21 protein-coding genes and 1 other annotated feature are annotated in these 20,939 nt (G+C 47.1%); of the genes, 1 reads left to right on the top strand and 20 read right to left on the bottom strand.

What is annotated here, in order from left to right:
- Position 1 precedes the first annotated feature (1 nt).
- From carA to lspA, 6 genes are all read right to left on the bottom strand, one after another.
- Positions 2 to 1,138 carry a glutamine-hydrolyzing carbamoyl-phosphate synthase small subunit gene (carA, locus tag MKY16_RS15775; RefSeq protein ID WP_340956069.1) on the bottom strand — a complete coding sequence of 379 codons (1,137 nt, stop codon included), beginning with the start codon at positions 1,136 to 1,138 and terminating at the stop codon, positions 2 to 4.
- A gap of 61 nt (positions 1,139 to 1,199) precedes the next feature.
- Positions 1,200 to 2,522, bottom strand: a complete 1,323-nt coding sequence (locus MKY16_RS15780) for a dihydroorotase (protein ID WP_165149116.1) — start codon at positions 2,520 to 2,522, stop codon at positions 1,200 to 1,202.
- Between the two features lie 59 nt (positions 2,523 to 2,581).
- Positions 2,582 to 3,496: an aspartate carbamoyltransferase catalytic subunit gene (locus MKY16_RS15785; protein ID WP_023989427.1), complete on the bottom strand. Its 915-nt coding sequence runs from the start codon at positions 3,494 to 3,496 to the stop codon at positions 2,582 to 2,584.
- Entirely contained in the window at positions 3,493 to 4,059 is a 567-nt protein-coding gene (gene pyrR / locus MKY16_RS15790) for a bifunctional pyr operon transcriptional regulator/uracil phosphoribosyltransferase PyrR (protein ID WP_029517736.1), read from the bottom strand. The genes MKY16_RS15785 and pyrR overlap by 4 nt, the downstream gene beginning before the upstream one ends.
- Positions 4,060 to 4,563: 504 nt before the next feature.
- Entirely contained in the window at positions 4,564 to 5,535 is a 972-nt protein-coding gene (locus MKY16_RS15795; RefSeq protein ID WP_165149110.1) for an RluA family pseudouridine synthase, read from the bottom strand.
- Between the two features lies 1 nt (position 5,536).
- A complete protein-coding gene (gene lspA, locus MKY16_RS15800) occupies positions 5,537 to 6,028 on the bottom strand; it encodes a signal peptidase II (RefSeq protein WP_023989430.1) in 492 nt (163 codons plus the stop codon).
- A gap of 235 nt (positions 6,029 to 6,263) precedes the next feature.
- Here lspA and MKY16_RS15805 point away from each other — a divergent pair, with 235 nt between their 5' ends.
- Positions 6,264 to 6,998 carry a TraR/DksA C4-type zinc finger protein gene (locus MKY16_RS15805; protein ID WP_069010288.1) on the top strand — a complete coding sequence of 245 codons (735 nt, stop codon included), beginning with the start codon at positions 6,264 to 6,266 and terminating at the stop codon, positions 6,996 to 6,998.
- 22 nt (positions 6,999 to 7,020) lie between these two features.
- Here the strand turns inward: MKY16_RS15805 and MKY16_RS15810 are convergent, their stop codons facing one another.
- The 14 genes from MKY16_RS15810 to ftsA all read right to left on the bottom strand — a co-directional run bounded on the left by MKY16_RS15810 (position 7,021) and on the right by ftsA (position 20,848).
- Positions 7,021 to 7,413 (bottom strand): DUF5665 domain-containing protein, encoded by a 393-nt coding sequence (locus tag MKY16_RS15810; protein ID WP_340956072.1) that lies wholly within the window; start codon positions 7,411 to 7,413, stop codon positions 7,021 to 7,023.
- A 139-nt stretch (positions 7,414 to 7,552) separates the two neighbouring features.
- On the bottom strand, positions 7,553 to 10,642 hold the full coding sequence (gene ileS, locus MKY16_RS15815) for an isoleucine--tRNA ligase (protein WP_165149107.1): 3,090 nt from the start codon (positions 10,640 to 10,642) through the stop codon (positions 7,553 to 7,555).
- A 79-nt stretch (positions 10,643 to 10,721) separates the two neighbouring features.
- Positions 10,722 to 11,003: a binding site (T-box leader), on the bottom strand.
- 167 nt (positions 11,004 to 11,170) lie between these two features.
- On the bottom strand, positions 11,171 to 11,680 hold the full coding sequence (locus tag MKY16_RS15820) for a DivIVA domain-containing protein (protein ID WP_023989434.1): 510 nt from the start codon (positions 11,678 to 11,680) through the stop codon (positions 11,171 to 11,173).
- Positions 11,681 to 11,852: 172 nt separating this feature from the next.
- Positions 11,853 to 12,635, bottom strand: a complete 783-nt coding sequence (locus tag MKY16_RS15825) for a YlmH family RNA-binding protein (RefSeq protein ID WP_340956075.1) — start codon at positions 12,633 to 12,635, stop codon at positions 11,853 to 11,855.
- Positions 12,636 to 12,643: 8 nt separating this feature from the next.
- On the bottom strand, positions 12,644 to 12,901 hold the full coding sequence (locus MKY16_RS15830) for a YggT family protein (RefSeq protein WP_029517743.1): 258 nt from the start codon (positions 12,899 to 12,901) through the stop codon (positions 12,644 to 12,646).
- Positions 12,902 to 12,908: 7 nt separating this feature from the next.
- Positions 12,909 to 13,361: a cell division protein SepF gene (locus MKY16_RS15835; RefSeq protein ID WP_013311078.1), complete on the bottom strand. Its 453-nt coding sequence runs from the start codon at positions 13,359 to 13,361 to the stop codon at positions 12,909 to 12,911.
- Positions 13,352 to 14,053 carry a YggS family pyridoxal phosphate-dependent enzyme gene (locus MKY16_RS15840; RefSeq protein WP_340956077.1) on the bottom strand — a complete coding sequence of 234 codons (702 nt, stop codon included), beginning with the start codon at positions 14,051 to 14,053 and terminating at the stop codon, positions 13,352 to 13,354. The genes MKY16_RS15835 and MKY16_RS15840 overlap by 10 nt, the downstream gene beginning before the upstream one ends.
- 8 nt (positions 14,054 to 14,061) lie before the next feature.
- Positions 14,062 to 14,946, bottom strand: coding sequence for a peptidoglycan editing factor PgeF (gene pgeF, locus MKY16_RS15845; RefSeq protein WP_340956080.1), 885 nt, complete (start codon positions 14,944 to 14,946; stop codon positions 14,062 to 14,064).
- A gap of 81 nt (positions 14,947 to 15,027) precedes the next feature.
- Positions 15,028 to 15,372: a YlmC/YmxH family sporulation protein gene (locus MKY16_RS15850; RefSeq protein WP_176715675.1), complete on the bottom strand. Its 345-nt coding sequence runs from the start codon at positions 15,370 to 15,372 to the stop codon at positions 15,028 to 15,030.
- 112 nt (positions 15,373 to 15,484) lie between these two features.
- Positions 15,485 to 16,267 (bottom strand): RNA polymerase sporulation sigma factor SigG, encoded by a 783-nt coding sequence (gene sigG / locus MKY16_RS15855; RefSeq protein ID WP_007431182.1) that lies wholly within the window; start codon positions 16,265 to 16,267, stop codon positions 15,485 to 15,487.
- A gap of 96 nt (positions 16,268 to 16,363) precedes the next feature.
- Positions 16,364 to 17,104 (bottom strand): RNA polymerase sporulation sigma factor SigE, encoded by a 741-nt coding sequence (gene sigE / locus MKY16_RS15860; protein WP_176715674.1) that lies wholly within the window; start codon positions 17,102 to 17,104, stop codon positions 16,364 to 16,366.
- A gap of 105 nt (positions 17,105 to 17,209) precedes the next feature.
- The gene (spoIIGA, locus tag MKY16_RS15865) at positions 17,210 to 18,196 is read right to left on the bottom strand and encodes a sigma-E processing peptidase SpoIIGA (protein WP_029517748.1); all 987 of its coding nucleotides are present in this window, start codon (positions 18,194 to 18,196) and stop codon (positions 17,210 to 17,212) included.
- Between the two features lie 188 nt (positions 18,197 to 18,384).
- A complete protein-coding gene (gene ftsZ, locus MKY16_RS15870) occupies positions 18,385 to 19,509 on the bottom strand; it encodes a cell division protein FtsZ (protein ID WP_069010283.1) in 1,125 nt (374 codons plus the stop codon).
- Positions 19,510 to 19,576: 67 nt separating this feature from the next.
- Positions 19,577 to 20,848: a cell division protein FtsA gene (gene ftsA, locus MKY16_RS15875; RefSeq protein WP_340956083.1), complete on the bottom strand. Its 1,272-nt coding sequence runs from the start codon at positions 20,846 to 20,848 to the stop codon at positions 19,577 to 19,579.
- Between the last annotated feature and the right edge of the window lie 91 nt (positions 20,849 to 20,939).

Genomic DNA, 20,939 nt, shown 5'->3' on the forward strand with positions numbered 1-20,939 from the left:
ATTAGCGCTCTCCTCTCACTGCGGCGGCGATAGCAGCCTGACGCGGTTGCTTTGGATGATTTCTTTTGTGCTCACGGATCATGTCCAGAAAGCGGTCAAACAGGTAACCATTATCGTAAGGTCCTGGTGCAGCCTCTGGATGATATTGCACCGAAAACGCGGGATACTTGGTATGTTTAAGACCTTCAATCGTTTTATCGTTGTTATTAATATGCGTCACTTCAAGCTCAGTACCTTGGATCGAATCCTCATTCACCGTGTAGCCGTGATTTTGTGATGTGATAAAGCAGCGTCCGCTCTCCAGTTCTTTCACCGGATGGTTACCACCGCGATGTCCAAATTTCAGCTTTTCCGTATCCGCTCCCGAAGCTAAAGCGAACAACTGGTGTCCCAAGCAAATTCCGAAAATCGGATATTCCCCTAACAGTTCTGCTACCGTACGAACGGCATGGGGTACGTCTTTTGGATCTCCAGGGCCGTTAGACAGCTGAATACCGTCCGGGTCCAAGCGACGAATTTCCTCAGCCGTCGTATCATGTGGAACGACAACTACATCGCAGTCCCGTTTATTCAGTTCGCGCAAAATGCCGCTTTTTGCACCGTAGTCAATCAATACGATCCGCTCTCCGTTGCCAGGACTGCTGTACGGATGAGGTGTAGAAGTCATAGGAACCTGATTGCGCAGTTCTTCAATGGTCAAGTCATACATCATTTCTTTCAGTTCTTCCAGCGGCTGGGAACCAGTCGTCAAAATGCCCTTCATCGTGCCGTGATGGCGAATAATCCGGGTAAGCATGCGGGTGTCGATGTCGCTAATGCCAATGATGCCATATTCCTTCAGCAAATCGCCCACGCTATATTGAGCACGCCAGTTACTTGGCGCTGGCTCGTAATGTCTAACAGCAAAGCCATGGACATAAGGCCGTACCGATTCAAAGTCATCACGAGTAATTCCATAGTTGCCAATCAGCGGGTAAGTCATCGTTACGATTTGTCCGCAGTAAGAGGGATCAGTAAGCACCTCTTGATAGCCTGTAATCCCTGTGTTGAAAACGACCTCGCCTGTTTTATCACCTTCCGCACCAAATGATGTGCCTGTAAACAGCGTGCCGTCCTGAAGTAACAATCTTGCCTGCATCCCGTCTCACTCCTCTATATTGTTTCCTGCTATAAGGTTCTATTTTTTTAGTGGTTTCTATTTATTTTGCTTCGTCAGCAGACCATACCAGTTTGCCATCTACCCAAGTTTTCACAGGCCAGCCTTTGAGCTTCCAGCCTGTAAAAGGAGTGTTGCGTCCTTTGCTGGCAAACGTTTGCGGATCAACTGCCTGCTCCTGCTCCAGATCAATCATGGTCAGGTCAGCTGGAGCCCCTTCTTCCAGGCGTCCCGTATCAAGGCGGAAGACACGCGCTGGATCAGCAGTCATACGACGCACCAGAAAGTCCAGCGTCCACTGTCCGGTAGCTACGAATTTCGTGTACAACAGCGGGAAGGCCGTCTCAAATCCAACGATCCCGAATGGCGCGAGCTCCATCCCCCTTGCCTTCTCTTCCTCACTGTGCGCTGCATGGTCGGTTACGACGATGTCAATCGTACCGTCTTCCAGTCCCTCGATGCATGCCTGCACATCACGCGGGGAGCGTAGCGGAGGATTCATTTTCCAGTTCGCATCCAGCCCAGGGATATCCTCATCTGACAATACCAAGTGGTGCGGGCATACCTCAGCCGTTACCTTGATGCCAAAAGATTTCGCATGGCGGATTAACCGCACTGACTGCTCCGTGCTGACATGGCATACATGATAGTGTGCCCCGGTTGCCTCGGATAGTAAAATGTCCCGTCCGACGTGAATCGCTTCAGATTCGTTCGGAATGCCTTTAAGCCCGTGGCGCTTGGCAAATTCGCCGTCCGTCACTGCCGCTCCTTCAACAAGTGTGTTATCCTCACAGTGTGCAATAACCGGCATATCCAGTGCTTTGGCCCGCGCCATGGCGTCCTTCATCATTTGCGCGCTTTGCACCCCGACACCATCGTCAGTAAAGCCGATGGCACCTGCTGCTTTGAGCGCTTCAAAATCTGTCAGCTCACGACCCAGTTCGTTTTTCGTGATAGCTGCGTAAGGAAGAACCTTGGCAAGCCCCGCTTCCTGTCCCTTTTTCAATACCAGCTGAACTGTGTCCACATTGTCCGTCACTGGACGGGTGTTTGGCATGCAGGCAATCGTCGTAAATCCGCCTTTCACCGCTGCGCGGCTGCCCGTTTCAATCGTTTCTTTATATTCAAAGCCGGGTTCTCTCAGATGCACATGCATGTCGATTAAACCGGGGATGACCAGCTTTCCCTGGGCGTCAACTTTCTCGACTTCGCGCTCCTGCCCAGATGCGCCTTCTTCCATAAGTAGGCTGATTCCAGCATCCGCACTTGCGATAGCCAAAATCTTTCCGTCGGCGATTAGGATGGATTTCAATTCAGCCTCGCCCTGCTCGTTCAATACGCTTGCATTCATAATTAATTGTTTCATCTGAAATATTCCTCCGCTCAGTTTTTTGCAACTTTTCCCTACGATCCTACTGACAGCTTCTACAGCTTCATTGCCCGTTCCATAACCGCCATGCGGATCGGAACCCCGTTTGCCATTTGAGGAAAAATTCGCGATTGTTCGCTTTCCACAACTGCACTATCAATTTCCACATTCCGATTCACTGGAGCTGGATGCATGATAATCGTTCCGGGCTTCAGGTTCGCTGCTCTTTTCTCTGTCAAACCGTACTGCTCTCGGTATTCATCCGCTGAGCGCAACATCCCTTCGGCATGCCGTTCCAGCTGTACCCGAAGCATCATGACCACGTCCGCTTGTAGTGCCTCTTGCATCGGAACATAAGGCGCGTAGGCCGCAAGATCAGGTGCTTGCATATTATCAGGAGCGCAGAAGCTTACCTTGGCTCCGAATTTTTGCAAGGCCCACAGATTCGAGCGAGCGACACGGCTGTGCAGAATGTCTCCTATGATGGATACTCTCAAGCCTTTAAGCTCACCGAAAGTTTTGCGCATGGTGTACAGGTCCAGCAGAGCCTGCGTTGGATGCTCATTGTTGCCGTCCCCCGCATTAACCAGTGGGACACTGACCTTCTCAGCGAGCTCTTGCAGCACTCCGGCTGGCTTTAACCGGATGACTCCTGCATCAATGCCCATGGATTCGAGCGTACGTACTGTATCGTAAATGGACTCCCCTTTTTCCACACTGGAAGCCGCAGCGGAAAAGTTCAAAACCTGAGCGCCCAGCCGCTTCTCTGCCATTTCAAAAGAAAAGCGGGTACGAGTGCTGTTTTCAAAAAACATGTTGGCCGCAAAGCGTGATTGCAGTACTGGAACCAGTTTTTCTGGTTGGGATTCCCAATAATGAGCGCGATCCAGAATGGACTCGATTTCATTTCGGCTTAGTTCCTTTAACCCGAGTAGGCTACGTTCTTTAAGTTGACTGGCTGTGGTGATCATAGCTGTTCCCCCCGGTTCTGAATGATTGTCACTTCGTCCTTACCGTCCGTCTCTTGAAGGGCTACTACGATTTCCTCAGATTTGGAGGTCGGGATGTTCTTGCCGATGTAATCGGGACGAATCGGAAGCTCACGGTGTCCGCGATCCGCTAGTACTGCCAGCTGAATCATTTGCGGTCGTCCGCAGTGCATCAATGCATCCATCGCCGCGCGGATAGTGCGGCCTGTGTACAGCACATCGTCAAAGAGAATGACTTTCTTATCATGAACCGATACGTCAGCAGGATTCATCAAAAGCTCTTTTCCATTTCCTTTAGCTTCGGCTACGCTGTTCCGGTCATCCCGGTAGGCTGTAACATCTAGCTCTCCCCATGGAATTGGTGCGCCTTCAATCTCAGCAATTTTTTCAGCCAGGCGTTGCGCCAGATGAACTCCGCGTGTTCGAATACCTACTAGCACACAATCGTCAATACCTTTGTTTTTCTCCAAAATTTCATGTGCAATCCGTGTCAATGCCCGACGAATCGCAATTTCATCCATCAGTACATGTGTTTCATTACTCATGCTTCCAGCCTCCTCAGGTGATGTTCCCTTCAGACCTGGTCCCGTGTTCGGATACAAAAAAGACTCCTTGCCCAAGTTTGGCAAGGAGTCTCGTGTGAACAGTCTTCTACTGTTCTCCGATCTCTCGGACACACTGAAGACATACCGCCGCAGCGGATGCACTGATCAGTGATCCATTCACGTTACCTTGCCAGCCTCACGGGACTGATTTAAAGGTGCTATTCAGGATTTCCTTTGTCCTGCTTCTCATAGTGTGAGATGGTTAGCCATCTCTTGGACAAAGTTCATCGCAACTACAAGAAGTATGACAGATTGAAAATCGTGTGTCAACACCCGTTCAACCGGAACCACCGGAAGCACTTTAATAATTATACAAGGTTATTGTATAATTATCCATAGTTGTTTTTACCCATACCTTGTCTCACAATAAAAAAACCGCCATTTAGGCGGTTTAACTTAATAATTTATTCAGGTTTGTGAATAGGAATGCAAATCACCATTGTTTTAGCGACTACGCAAGGATGCTAACACATCCTCCATATCAGGAGGAATCGGTCTGCTGAATTCCATGTATTCTCCAGTGGATGGGTGCTTAAAGCCCAGTACCGCCGCATGCAGCGCCTGACCATCCATACGAACCCCTTTGCTGCGCCCATACATAGGGTCACCAACCAATGGGTGTCCAATAAATTTCATGTGAACACGAATTTGATGTGTTCGTCCTGTTTCCAATTGAAGTTCAAGGAGGGTATAATCCCCCAATCGTTCAATGACGAGAAAATGGGTGACGGCATGCTTGCTGTTACGTTCCGTCACTGTAAACAATTTGCGATCACCCGAATCACGGCCAATCGGAGCATCTACCGTTCCCTGATCGTGGCTCAAATGACCGTGAACTAAGGCTATATATTTCCGAGTCACACTATGATCCTTAAGCTGTGCTGCAAGTGATGCGTGAGCCTGATCATTTTTAGCCGCCATCAGCAGTCCTGATGTATCCTTATCAATACGGTGAACAATACCAGGACGTAATTCCCCGTTAATGCCCGAAAGATCGTGACAATGGTACATCAGTGCGTTAACTAATGTTCCTGAAGAGTGTCCCGGTGCAGGATGCACGACCAGACCACGTTGCTTGTTAATAACAATAACGTCCGAGTCCTCGTAAACGACATCCAACGGAATATTCTCTGGAACAATATCTACAGTTTCTGCTTCCGGTACTGATAATACAATCCGGTCTCCTTCAGCCAGCTTGTAGTTCGCCTTAATTGTCGTACCGTTCACCAGCACACGACCATTTCCGATCCACAGCTGTATCTGAGAACGAGACACTTCCTTCATTTCTTCGGCGATATATTTGTCAATACGCGTTTTGGCATCCCCGGAAGCCGCTGTCCATTCCAGAGATTCACCCTCCAGTTCGTCCTCATAAGACAGACCTGCGGCTTCGCCATTTTCATTCACTTCGCTCATGCTATGACTTCCCTTCGATGCTATCATTGCCATTTCCCTTTTCCCGACGCGATTCCAGCAATGTATCCAAAATAATCAATGCTACACCGATGACAATTGCCGAATCTGCCACATTAAAAATGGGGAACGTATAGCTTCCAAAATTAAATTGTGCAAAATCAACCACTTCCCCTGAAATAGCCCGATCCAGAAAGTTACCGACTGCTCCCCCCAGCACTAAACTTAGCGCAACAGGAAGTAGCTTTTGTCCAGCCTTAACTGTTTTTCGCAGATACCAGACGATACCAATCACCACTACAATTGTAATCACGATAAAAAGCCAACGTTGACCTTCCAAAATCCCAAAAGCAGCTCCACGATTACGATGGGAGGTGATTAAAAAGAAATTGCCGATGACTGGTATTTGTTCGTACAATTCCATTCGTGTAGCCACCAAATATTTGACTCCCTGATCAATCAAAAAAATTATTAGCGCAATACCAAAATAAATCACAGTCCTTCGTCACTCCGATCCGCTTATATCCGTTGTTGAACCCATTTATTGTAGCATAAGCGTTCTCAGATCGTCCACGAAACCCGCAAGCTATCAAGCACAGACCATCCATAAAATGAACTCCTTCGCATTTGATTAGAATTTCCTATGTAAAAGAGGTCTTCCCGGTGCAAACTACAAGGAGCATACTCGACACAACGCATGCGCATGAAACCTAGAACAAGGAGAGGATTCCATGTCCCCATTGACGGAGCAACAATTGCAGGGTCTGCGTAACGAACTGCTGGAACGCAAAAAGGAAATTGAGCATCGCTTGCAAAACAACGACCATTACGGACTCGGTGATTCACAGCGCGATCAAACCGGTGAGCTTTCTCCCATTGATAACCATCCAGGCGATCTGGCTACCGAAACCTACGAGCGAGCCAAAGATATTTCCTTATTGGAGCATGATGAGTTTCAATTGGAACGTATCAAATCAGCCTTGATGGCAATGGACAAGGGGACCTACGGCATTTGCGCCGCCAGCGGTAAACCTATTCCCTATGAACGGCTACTGGCTGTTCCCTATACCATTTACTGCAAAGAGTACAGTCCCGAAACAGAAGTGTCTAACCGCCGCCCAGTGGAGGAAGAATTTCTCGCTCCCTCGTTCGGCAGAACGAGTCTGGATGAGCGTGATGATCAAAACGGCTTTGACGGTGAAGATGCCTGGCAGATCGTCGAAAATTGGGGTACCTCTAACACCCCAGCCATGGCCGAAAGCGGAGAAATCCACAGTTATGATGATATGGAAATTGAAGCAGGCGATGATAATATGGGCTTCGTAGAACCATACGAAAGCTTTGTTGCTACTGACATTTATGGACAAAATGTATCCGTTATTCGCAGTTCCATTTATCAGCGTTATATCGAAGATGGCGAGGGCGAAGGTCTACTGGAGCCGGATACGCACGAAGACGAATCGTGAACTTCAAAGTGGAGATCGCTGCCTAATAGGTAGTAAGCTCCAGCTGTCGTTGTACGATCCGTACAATATCAGCGATATAATCACCGATAATCGGTAAATTTAGCGCACCGAGCACTTGCAGCACATAAATAATGGTAGCGGCAAAAAAAGTAAAACCTAGCGCGATGCCGATTCCCCGGGAAACACCGGATATTAGATTTAACCAGAGTAATCGCCAAGGCTTATTTAGCAGCAAAGCGTAATCTGCAATACGTGTCCGTTCCATCTGCTCTGACACCGTACGTACCAGCTTTTCAACACGACTTAATCGCTCTGTCTGATTACCTATTTTGCTTTTATCTGTGGCTATGGCAGCCCCTTCTCCGTTCCCTCCTCGGAGACTCCTTCCCTGTCTACGCCTTGATCGTGCCGTCATATGCACAATCCCCCTTTTCCCATGGCTGCCCTGAACGCAGCAAACGAGCCGAAGCACGTAACGGTGAAACCCGTTTCCGATGCTTAGGCTCGTTTTTATATGCTGCCTGTTATTGTATTATGGGACAAGGGGCTTGTAATTATTCCCCAATATGAACGCCGATGGTTTTACCGTTCACTTCCACATGTTCTGCCGGTTCGGCTTGACCAAATGTCACAGTCGTAACCAATACGTTCTCACGCAACACAGTGTCGAAGCTTGCGATGGCCTGGCGCAGCTCGTTATCTACATCCAACGTCAATGCCACATACTTTTCAATCGGCAGATCCAGTTTTTTACGGTAATCCTGTACCGCACGAACCACTTCACGTACCCAGCCCTCTTGCTCCAGCTCCGGTGTAATGTCCGTGTTCAACGCTACCGTTAAGCCATAACCGGAAGCAGAAGCGAAGCCTTCTTTCGCTTTTTTCTCTACCAGCAATTCTTCAGCTGTAACTTGCAGCTCTTCACCTTCTGGAGAAGCGACATTTAACATTCCCTGTTCTACAACAGTACGGGTATCCTCAGCAGACATTCCTTTGAAAAAGTTTTGTAGGAAACCGACATTTTTGCCGTATTTCTTGCCTGCTACTTTCAAATTCAGTTTCAGTGTAAAATCTACAAAGCCGCTATCGTCCGTCTCAACATGAATATGCTTCACGTTAATCTCATCTTTGATGATCTCCTCATAGCCACTCAGTTCAAAATCTTGATCCATGGATAGAATCAACTCAGACAACGGTTGACGCGTTTTCAAACCCGTTTCGTTGCGGACGTTACGCGCCAATTCAACGACACGACGTGCCGTTTCCATATCTCGTTCCAATTCCAGATCGATCAAGGATTCATTGGCAGTCGGATAATCATCCAGATGAACACTTTCCCCGTTACTCAGGTTGAGGTAAATATCCTCTGCAAGCAGTGGTGTAAACGGCGCAAGCAGTTTGGCAGTCGTTAACAGCACTTCAGTCAGTGTACGGTATGCATCCAGCTTATCTTCTGTAAGACCATTGCCCCAGAATCGGTCGCGTGAACGACGGATATACCAGTTGCTCAGCTCATCCACAAACGACTCAATTGCTTTGGATGAGTTCAGGAAGTCATTTACAGCCAGCGCTTTGTCCACTACCAAAATCAGGCTGTTCAGACGGGACAAAATCCAGCGATCCAACTTATGAGCCGATGGTTTGAACGGGTGCTGTGCCGGATCAAATCCGTCGATATCCGCATATAAGGTCAGAAAAGCATGTGTATTCACAAGCGTATCTACCAGCTTCGATTTAGCCTCACCTACGATTCCTTTGGAAAAACGTTTGCTATTCCATGGTGCACTATCGGACAACAATGCCCAGCGGAAAGCATCTGTACCATACTCGTCAATCACTTCCCACGGATCAATAACATTACCCTTTGATTTGGACATTTTCTGCCCTTGCTCATCCAGTACATGGCCTGTCGCCATGACAGCTTTATAAGGAGCTTTGCCAGTCAGCATAGTCGAAACCGCAAGCAAGCTATAGAACCAGCCACGAGTCTGGTCAATCCCTTCACAGATCATATCTGCCGGAAATTGTTGCTCGAACGTTTCATTATTTTCAAAAGGATAATGATGCTGTGCAAACGGCATGGAGCCGCTATCAAACCATACGTCGATCACTTCCGGTGTACGAGTCATTTCGTATTTACCGCATTGGCTACGAACCTTAATATCATCTACATATGGTTTGTGCAGCTCGATGTCCGCTGGTACGTCGCCAATCGCACGTTCCCTCAATTCAGCAATACTATGCGGAGCAAACTGTTCTCCAGTTTCCTCACAAACCCAGATGTTTAGCGGTGTACCCCAATAGCGATCACGACTGATGTTCCAATCCACCAGTTCCTCCAAAAACTTGCCAAAACGTCCTTCACGTACATGACCCGGATACCATTCGACTTCGCTGTTGTTGGCAATCAGTTGATCCTTGATCGCAGTTGTTTTGATAAACCAACTGTCCATAGCATAGTACAATAATGGAGTATCGCAACGCCAGCAGAACGGATAGCTATGCTCGTATTTTTCCTTGCTGTACAGCAGGCCTTTTTCGGACAGCATTTTTACAATATCTACATCACAGTCTTTCACAAAACGACCTGCAAAATCAGTGATTTCCTCTACATAGTTACCTTGAAGATCCACCACGTTGATGAACTCAACACCATTTTCACGACATACCCGGTAATCATCTTCACCATGCGCTGGAGCCATATGAACGATACCTGTACCGCTGGAATCTGTTACGAACTTCGCACCCAGAATCTGATTACCCTTCTCAACCTGAAAATACGTAAATGGCGGGGTATAGGTTTGGCCAACCAGTTCTGAACCAGATAGCGTGCCAATCACTTCATGCTCGCCTTTAATTACGTCTTCAACCAGATTTTTAGCAACGATGTATACACCGTCTTCCTGCTTCACACGTGCATATTCCAGTTCAGGGTTGACGGCGAGCGCCACGTGACTCGGCAAGGTCCAAGGTGTTGTCGTCCAAGCCAGTACATATTCACCACTACTATGCAACTTGAACTTGGCCGTGGCACTCAGATCCTTTACATCTTTGTAGCCCTGCGCTACTTCATGAGAACTTAGCGTTGTCTGACAATCCGGACAATACGGACTCACACGATGACCACGATACAGCAGATCTTTTTCATGAATGGTCGCCAAAATGTTCCATACGCTCTCGATATAGTTATTATCCAATGTAATGTACGGGTTATCGAGGTCTGTCCAGTATCCGATCGCTTCGGTTAGATCACGCCATTGTTGCTCGTACTCAAACACGCTCGCCTTACATTTTTTTATAAACTTTTCAACGCCGTATTCTTCAATTTCAGGTTTATGGGAGATCCCCAGTTGCTTCTGTACACCTAATTCTACCGGCAAGCCATGCGTGTCCCAGCCTGCCTTACGTACGACGCGGTATCCCTTCATTGTCTGATAGCGGCCCACAAAATCCTTAATTACACGGCCCAGCACGTGACCGATATGCGGTTTACCGTTAGCTGTTGGTGGGCCCTCATAGAACACAAAATTTGGCTTTCCTTCACGATTTGTAATGGATTTACGGAATGTGTCCTCCTGCTTCCATTTGCTCAGGATGCGCAGGTCACGGGACCGTGCTTTTTCTTTAACATCCACTCTGTTCATACTGTCATACTCCCTCTCTGCTCATCATTGATTTCCCTAGCATTTCCTAAAAAAAGCAACAAAAAAAGCCCCATCCCTGTAAAGGGACGAGACTGTGCTCGCGTTACCACCCTGATTCCGTAAAAATAGACCATTCTAAAAATACAGTCTCATCACGGCTCTCTGAGCCCCACTCAACTACAGCAGGGCGCCATTATAACGCATGGCAAACGGTGATTGCTTACACACGCCATACATCTTAAGCGCTTCAGCTCACTTCTCCGGGAGGATCTTCGGTCATGTTCTGAACGTTGGCTTGCACCGGAAGGCCAACTCTCTGAGGGACAAATCATGACGTACTCGTTCCCATCAACGAATTAAACATGTTAAATTCATCGAATATTAAACAGCAACATCGTTACCTTGAATAACAACCATCAGCCGACGGACGGATAATCATTGAATTCAGTATAGTATTTACAGTTATAGCCTGTTTAAAGTGAAAAGTCAACCCTAACAACGTCTAATAAAAGCTTGTCAGAAATGAAATTAGTAAATTTCTTTCATCTCACGCTCGCGCTCCAGTACTTCGCGTTCCCGGTTTTCAAGAGCTTCCCAGCCGTCTTGGCTTAACAAGTCAAGCTGTGCTTCCACCAGTGTACGAAACCGTGCTCGGTAAATCGATGCCTGCTTCTTCAGCTCTTCAACCTCCAACGCGATCTTGCGGGATTTGGACAATGCTTCGTTCACAATACGATCCGCATTTTTTTCCGCTTCCTTCACGATCAGTTGGGATTCTTTCTTGGCGTTGTTACGAACTTCATCTGCGGCTTCCTGCGCTACGATAATCGTCTTACTCAGCGTATCCTCAATGGTCGCGAAATGATCGAGCTTCTCCTGTACGTTCAACAACTCGGTGCTCAGTTCTTTATTTTCACGAATAACGCCCTCGTAATCTTTGATCACCTGATCCAAAAATTCATTAACCTGATCCTCATCATAACCGCGAAGCCGGCGGGCAAATTCCTTGTTATGTATATCCAATGGCGTTAATGGCATGCCGTCCACCTCCTATAAGATTGACAAAAAATACATTTTCCGCGTCACGACGCTCACTATCATCTATCGGTCATCATACCCCGTTTTGTGAATACTGTACAGAGCAAAATCGTTCCAGTTCTTCGCTATAGCTTAATTCTTTCGACAGAAAGCTCGTGATTCCTGCCTACAGCTATACAAACTTACCAATTTTGACACGGAATCTTCCCTTTTTTGTCATCCCGTCTGTTTCAAGCACTTTGAAACGCCCAAAACCCTGCATGGAAATAACGTCTCCAGCTTTAAGTGGAGTGGATGGATTCTCCTCCACCTTCCAATTTACCCTGCACCGTCCCGCCCGAATTGGTGTTAATATTTTACTGCGGCTTAGCTTGTACACATCGCTGGCAATACCGTCCAGACGCAAAGAAGCGACCGTCAGGTCTAGCGTCTCTAATGCAACTTCCTTCGTTCGCAGACTCGCTACAGGCAACAGTTCTGTCCATACATGAACACGGTGTACCTGCTGCAAATGCATCGTCATAAAATCACCGATCTCTGAAGCTACCAATACATGACACCCATCATCCAGTACATGAATATCTCCAATTTTCCCACGTTTGATTCCAAGTCCCAGTAGGGCACCTAGATAATCACCGTGCTCAAGGGTACCTATTTTAAGATCGTCAGATGTGATGGAAAGGACCTGAATCCCCATCTCCTCACCGTCCAAATACGAATAATCGGGCGCAATCAGCGCCCGCTTTCGTTCCGAAGCCATGTATCCGCCATCTACCCTAATCGTGACCTTGTCTTCCTTCGAAGCAAGTGTCTCCAATATGTACTGTTGGCGCGGGTCCAAAAAATCAGTCAGCTTCTGCTCATGATAAGCCCCCGCATGACTGATCCATTCGGAAGCACGATCCACATAATCCCGTTCATCCGGGTGAAAATGCTCATAAATCTCAGTTCGCATAACTCCTCCTAGACGAGCTTACCAATTAAAGAAATCAAACCGTACGACGCAAAACGCAGAGCAATCAGCGCAACGATAGGTGAAATATCAATCATCCCGAAGATTGGCGGTATAAACCTGCGAAAAGGAGACAAATACGGCTCCACAAACTTGGCTAGTAAATCACCAATCACACTCTCTCTAGCATTAGGAAGCCATGACAGCAGAACATATGCAATGATCATGTACGAATAAATCTGAAATAGCCAGTAAATTACCTCGATCAAGAAAAGTTCACCTCATTCTGTTAAGTTCTTGTTCAGTGTCAGCCAGTATTTCCGTAATAGAGCCTTGAATCTCAACCGTATCTGGTGTACACAGAAAAATATTGTTCCCGACCTTGGAAATACCACCACCCAGTGCATACACAGTACCACTCAAAAAATCAATAATGCGTAGCGCCTGATCCTTGCGAATTCGTTGCAAATTGACAACGACGGTGCGATGGGAACGGATATGGTCGGCAATTTCCTGTGCTTCATCATAAGAACGCGGCTCATACAGGACAACTTTCACATTTTTCTGTGAATGGATGCTGACAACATTAGTGCCCTTCTGGTTCTTACGTTTATCAAAGCTTGGGGTTTCAATTTCTTGATCTTCCGGCGTATTCATAACCTCTCGCTCTATAACTTCCTCTTCTTCCTGAAGCCCCAGAAAGTTCATGAACTTATTCATTACGCCCAATGGAAATCCTCCTCTCGTCCGACCAGTACGGAACCAAGCCGCAACCAGGTCGCTCCTTCTTCAACCGCCACTTCAAAATCATTGGACATCCCCATAGACAAGTGAACGATGGGTTCTCTGGTCAAGGCTTGTCCATTTAACCTATCCCGTAATTCACGCAATCCCCGAAATACAGGCCGAGTTTTTTCCGGGTCTTCCTCATGAGGAGCCATCGTCATCAAGCCAATCACGTCCACATGTTTCAGCTCGCGAATTTGTTCCAAAAAGGGGACAACCGCCTCAGAGGACAAGCCATATTTGGACATTTCCCCAGAAATATTGACTTGCACAAAAGCTTTAACTCGCAGTCCCAGAGCAGCTGCCTTCTTATCCAATTCCTGAGCGAGTGATAAGCGGTCAAGCGAATGTATAAATTTAAATTTTCCAATTACATCTTTAACCTTATTCGTTTGGAGATGACCAATAAAATGCCACGTTCCCTGGTCACCCAGCTTACTCCATTTATCCGCAGCATCCTGCCAGCGATTTTCGCCCACATGCTCTAAGTCGCTATCCAATACCGATGTCATTGTCGCCGCCGAAACATATTTCGTGACAGCGATCACATTTACTTCATCACGCGAACGTCCGCTTCGGGCACATGCCGCTTCTACACGGGCATTCACTTCTTTAATTCGTTCCTCCAAAGACACGGGAGGACTCACCTCTCTTCCAGACCAATCCAACTCGCCATTCTTCCTGTGACGCCGCCTTCTTTGCGATATGAAAAAAACAAATCGCTACGGCTACTCGTGCATAAGGTAGTACATTCGATATGGCTCGGCAATATTCCTGCTTTCATCATAATGTGTCGATTGCATTGTTTCAAGTCAAGTAGTGTTTTACCGTCGGCTAAGGGGAAGTAAACACAACCTTCCCATTTATCATTACCCGGGCAATCATGCTCCAAAACCCGAATTCGGTTCATCACCTGCTCATCCACCTCATAGGATTCAGAACCAATGGAAGGACCAATAGCTGCTAGTATATCAGACGGCTGAGATCCATATTCGTTTTGCATGGTCTGTACCATTTTCAATGCGATTTCCGCAACGGTTCCCTTCCAGCCTGCATGCGCCAACCCAATCACACGGCGCACTGGATCACAAAAATATAAGGGTACACAGTCTGCATAAAAAGACGTCAGCAAAATGCCAGGTACATTCGTCAACAGTCCATCTGTGTCCTGAAAAGCGGATGCACGATCTATAAAGCCCCGCCCGCGGTCAGTAGCCTTGACCACAGCAACATGATGACCATGAACCTGCTCACCGCACGTCCATGCTTCAGCAGCAAAACCAAGTTGCTCTGCAATGAGCCGCCGGTTACGAATGACTTTCTCGGGGTCATCCCCTACATGAAACGCACAGTTCAGACTAGCGTAGGGAACCTCACTGACACCTCCATGACGACCTGTAAAACCCGCTGTTAATCCCTGAACCTGTCGTTCCCAGGATTGAATATATAACAACTCCGGTACGGGACGTCCGCCATCTTGCATTGGCATAGCCCCCGTAGCCTCGGTATTCATTACAAATGGTTCCATTCATTCTCACCTCTACTGCCCAGTGTACCAAAAAGCCGCCGCTGTGTCTTCACAACATACTAAATTACGTGTCCCTCTTGTTCAAAAGACCCGTCGGTCATTCCGCTCCTGACGTTCGATATACGGCTTTTCCTCCCTTTCATCCGGTGGATCATGCAATCCCTCCAATCGAACAAGCACAACATCCGAACCAATTTTCACAATGTTGCGCCACGGAATAACCAATTCGCTTCCCCCTCCAAACCAGCCCATGAATCGACTGCTGCCCGGAACCACAATAGCTTCAATTTTCCCTTGTCGTACGTCAATCTCCAGATCACTGATTTGTCCCAGACGTCGCCCATCTACAATGTTAATGACATCCTTGGTTTGAAACTCGGAAATTTTCATGGCTCTTACTGACGTTTCCGGTGCACTCACACGCATCACATCCTTTAATTCACTATATGAGCGAAAGAGCCCAAAAAATGTCCTGTAAACGCAAAAACGATCCGGATAGGATCGTTTTTATCGCTGAATCATTCAAGCATTCATTTCATTAGGACTTTACATGTTTTTGCATTTGCTGAATAGCCGACTTCTCTAATCTTGAAACCTGGGCTTGAGAGATACCGATTTCGTCGGCAACCTCCATTTGCGTCTTTCCTTCATAAAAACGCATAGACAATATCATCTTTTCACGCTGGCCCAGGCGATGCATCGCTTCCCGCAGAGCGATTTCCTCAATCCATGAGACGTCTTTATTTCTGTCATCACTGATCTGATCCATCACATAGATTGGGTCGCCCCCGTCGTGATATATCGGCTCGAACAGCGAAACCGGATCCTGAATTGCATCCAACGCGAACACAACATCTTCTTTAGGCACATTCAGTGCCTCTGAAATTTCAAAAATCGTGGGTTCCCGCGAGTTCAGATTCGTCAGACTGTCCCGCACCTGAAGCGCCTTATATGCAATATCCCGTAACGAACGGGATACTCGGATCGGATTGTTATCCCGCAAATAACGGCGGATCTCTCCGATAATCATCGGCACCGCGTAAGTGGAGAACTTTACGTTTTGCGAAAGGTCAAAATTATCAATCGCCTTCATTAGGCCGATACATCCTACCTGAAACAAATCGTCCACAAACTCTCCCCGATTGTTAAATCGTTGAATCACACTCAGGACGAGTCGGAGATTGCCGTTGACCAATTTTTCTCTGGCTGATCGTTCATTATTTTGCTGAAGTGATGTGAACAACTCGCGCATTTCTGCATTGGTTAATACCGGCAGTTTGGCGGTATCCACACCGCAAATTTCCACTTTGTTTCGGGTCATCGTGTCTTACCTCCCAAGGAGCAACATTAATGTACATTATCTCCTGAGGGCATTTTTTTATTCGCCGTTTCCATCGCTTCCGGATATACCCATGCATTATACCATTTTATTAAATTCTTTTCGTAAGCGCTTTATTATTCGTTTTTCCAGACGCGAAATATACGATTGCGAGATACCCAACAGGTCAGCAACATCCTTCTGTGTCTTCTCTTCTCCGTCTTGTAAGCCGAAGCGCAGCTCCATAATCAAACGCTCTCGATCCGTCAACTTATCCAGTGCTTTATGCAATAATTTACGGTCTACCTGCTCTTCAATATTACGGTAAATGGTATCATTTTCCGTCCCCATCACATCGGAAAGCAACAACTCGTTACCGTCCCAATCAATATTCAGAGGCTCATCAAAAGAAACTTCCGTTCTTGTTTTACTATTGCGACGCAAATACATCAAAATCTCATTCTCAATGCATCGGGACGCATAGGTGGCAAGTTTGATTTTCTTCTCCGGATCAAAAGTGTTAACCGCTTTGATTAGTCCAATAGCACCGATGGATACGAGATCTTCAATGTTGATGCCCGTATTCTCAAATTTGCGGGCAATATATACGACTAACCGCAAATTTCTTTCGATTAGCATCGACCGTACTGCCGCATCTCCAGAAGAAAGTTTTCCCAGCAAATATTCTTCTTCGTCTCTCGTCAGCGGTGGGGGGAGCGCCTCGCTGCCGCCAATATAATAAATTTCTTCACTTTTCAGCCCAAGTAAAAATAAAATACGATAATATTGCAGTTGCAACGCTAGCCTAATTTTCATCTTCAATTTCATCTGTTCCCGCATATCATTCTCCCCCTTTTGAAAATAGTGCAATTCCTGCTGTGCTCCGTGCATTTCACCATTGGATATTTCTTGTCGCCTTCAAACATCATTTTGTGTTATGCTCCATCATCCTGATTCTGTAAAATGTTCACTCAAATGTGCATCTCGTTTCTGGTTGGTATCAGCACTGCCCCCTTCTTGTGCCGTCACATCCGGGTGGATGATGGCGCGATACTTCCCCTCTGCCGACAATGTTCCCCCGTCCAAGCCAATCAACACTCGATGATGTACAAAATGAACCCCATTCATCACCACCTCTACCCGGTCTGGTTTAAGGGCAAGCATAAAGGAATGACTGCGGTTAATTCCACGATAGGGGACGAGACGAACACGATCCTGCCAGCTAAACGATTCGTCTCCCAGTTCCATCACCAGTTGGTCAGCATTACCCTCAGAACATTTTTGGAGCCAGGAAGCGGGCAAATACGACTCCCACAATGCTGCCTCCATGACCATCACCGGGGTTCGGGTCAAAGGATCATGGAGCTGGTTACCTGTATCCAACAAGCCTGTACACTCAATATGGTCCTGCCCAATCCACACCTGCACTTGTCCCAGAAACCCACTCATCCTTTCTGTGCGCTGCTTTGAGGACTGCACAATTCGAAAGAAAAGCATCACTCCGCCAAATGCGCATAAAATAAACCAGAATGCAATTTTCAGTTCAAAAGACATTCCTCCTGAAGCGGTGTACCAGATGCCATTAAACAATTCCCCCGTATTTTGGAGAAAATAATGCATCCCCAAAATGCCACCTGCAGCTACAAAATTGATCATGTAAAAGGCACCCATTGTACGAAGATACTTTTGCATGCTGCCAAATCCAAAAGCCACCAGCAGCATTATGACCGATAATGCCAGTTTGATCAGGAACGTAAATAAAAAGGACAGTTCCGGCACAAACATCATGACCACGTACATTGCGCCGATTCCAGCTGAAGCCATCAACCTCCACCACACCGGACGGATTTTTCTCATCCAAGCGGTGACCATCAGCAGCACAGCATCAATGAACAAATTGGCCAAAAAAATCAAGTCGATATAAACAACCAAGGCTTCACCCGCCCAGCGTTTGCAGGATAGGCTTAAGTATAGTAGTCATGCTGTTCAAAGTCTGTCTAACGGTGGGGACGGTGACCGACTAATTTTGTCGGAAAGAGGAGAAGCACCTGAACTGCAGGATACGTAAAACAGAAAGAAGCCCGCATCTCCAGGGAGAATGCGGGCAGTCTGAATTGAAACTAGTTATCGTTATTATTATTGCGCGAACGGTTACGTAAAAATGTAGGAATGTCTAATTGATCACTGCTTTGAGTGTTACCAAATGGACGCAAGTTAGGAGAGCCTTTTTCCGCCGATTCGGAAGTAGCCGGGTTAGCTACCGGTTTACGTCCCGGTGCCGGTTGACTTGGCTTGCCTTCAAAGCCAGTGGCAATGACGGTAACCTTGATCTCTTCTTTCAACTCTTCGTCAATGATAGCACCAAAAATCATGTTTACTTCCGGATCGGAAGCCGATGTTACAATTTCAGCTGCCTCATTAACCTCATACAGAGACAGGTTGTTGCCGCCAGTGATGTTCATAATCACACCGCGAGCACCTTCAATGGATGTCTCCAACAACGGGCTCATGATCGCCTTGCGTGCTGCTTCAGCCGCACGATTTTCACCAGTTGCTTCGCCAATCCCCATCAAAGCGGAGCCACGCTCCGTCATGATCGTCTTAACGTCAGCAAAGTCAAGATTGATTAGACCCGGTACAGCGATCAAATCTGAAATACCTTGTACCGCCTGACGCAGAACATTGTCCGCTTCACGGAATGCTTCCAACATCGGGGTTTTCTTGTCCACAATTTCAAGCAAGCGGTCATTCGGGATTACAATCAAAGTGTCTACTTTTTCTTTTAATCCCTCAATACCAAGTTCAGCTTGATTGGAGCGCTTACGCCCTTCAAACGTGAACGGTCGGGTTACCACGCCTACAGTCAGCGCGCCGCATTCCTTGGCAATTTCAGCAATGACAGGAGCCGCTCCGGTTCCTGTACCGCCACCCATTCCCGCCGTTACGAATACCATATCCGCACCTTTGAGCGTATTCATAATGAGCTCACGCGACTCTTCAGCCGCTTTTTTACCCACATCCGGGTTAGCGCCAGCACCCAGACCGCGGGTCAGCTTATCGCCAATTTGAAGCTTATGCTCAGACTTCGCTAAATGAAGTGCCTGGGCATCTGTATTGACTGTAATGAACTCCACACCCTGAACACCATTTTCGATCATTCGGTTAACCGCATTGCTGCCGCCGCCTCCGACGCCGATCACTTTAATTTGAGCCAAGCTCTCCATTTCAAAATCAAATTCCAACATACTATTCCATCTCCCCCTCAATGTGCATGGATGGCCCGTCCATGATTGGCATAATTAGCAATGAACGTTATATAAATTCACTGAACATATTTTTTAAGCGTTCAATCAACCCCTGCTTTTGCTCGCCTTCCGCAACGGGACTACTGCTTTTGGCTCGGTTAGTCGGCTTCTTGACACTTCCGCCACTGTTGCTAACGCTAGTCGATCTTCCGCGATAGTAACGAATAGCATTATGCAAGATTCCAACTCCGCTCGTGTAGCCCGGATCCCTTACACCGATAAAATCAGGTACGGCGATCCTTACGGAAGCGGCCAGTTCGCTTTGTGCCACCTGAAGTACACCAGGCATGGAGACGGTGCCTCCGGTAAGTATATAACCTCCCGGAAGCTCTGTGTAACCCAAGCGCTTAACTTCCGCCTGAATGAGTTGAAAAATTTCCTGCACTCTCGGCTCAATAATAGCAGCCAAATCCTGCTGGTTAAACTCCTTATCCACATTACTGCCGATACGTGTCACTTTAAAGACGACATCGACTGCCGCATCATCATACCATGCGCAGCCGTATTTAAGCTTTACTTTTTCGGCTTGATCGGTAAGGGTTCTCAGTCCGTAGGCAATATCATTGGTTACAAACTCTCCACCAATCGGAAGTGTTGATGTGGCAACAATCGTTCCTTCCTGGAAAATGGCAACATTCGTAGAACCTGCACCAATATCCACCAGAACTGAACCCATCACCTTTTCATCCTTCGAAAGAGACAATTGTCCGGCTCCAAGAGGCAGCAAGACCAGATCTTTAATCCTCAAGCCAGCTTTCTCAACGCAGCGCAACAGATTATGTATCGGGGTCTTGCCTCCAGTAACAATCGTAGCCTCTACTTCGAGACGAACTCCAATCATACCGCGAGGGTCCTGAATGCCTTCAAGGCCATCAACGACGTACTGCTTGGCTACCACGTCAATAATTTCTCTCTCCGGTGGTACGGCAATAACTTCAGCTGCCTTCAGTACACGCTCAATGTCCTCCTCACCGATTTCACGGTCCTCGTTGGACACGGCTACTACGCCATGACTATTTTGCAGGCCAATATGATTGCCTGAAATCCCCACATACACTTCTGTTATTTGAATACCAACCATGCGTTCTGCGTGATCCACGGCGTTACGGATTGATTGCACGGTTTGATCAATGTCTACAATTGCACCTTTGCGAATCCCTTCCGAGTCGGCAGATCCAACTCCAATAATATTAAAGGTTCCATTATTCATTTCCCCAATAATAGCCCGAACTTTGGATGTACCGATGTCCAAACTAACAATGATGTCATTGTTGCTCAAGTCTGTGGCACCTCCTGACTCCAAAATGAATTTCGTTCTTTAAACACACTCTGTACATATTCAACAAACTCCATGCTTTCCCTCTTTTTTC

Origin of the sequence: Paenibacillus sp. FSL L8-0641 (assembly GCF_038006265.1) — a bacterium.
Classification (GTDB): domain Bacteria; phylum Bacillota; class Bacilli; order Paenibacillales; family Paenibacillaceae; genus Paenibacillus; species Paenibacillus polymyxa_D.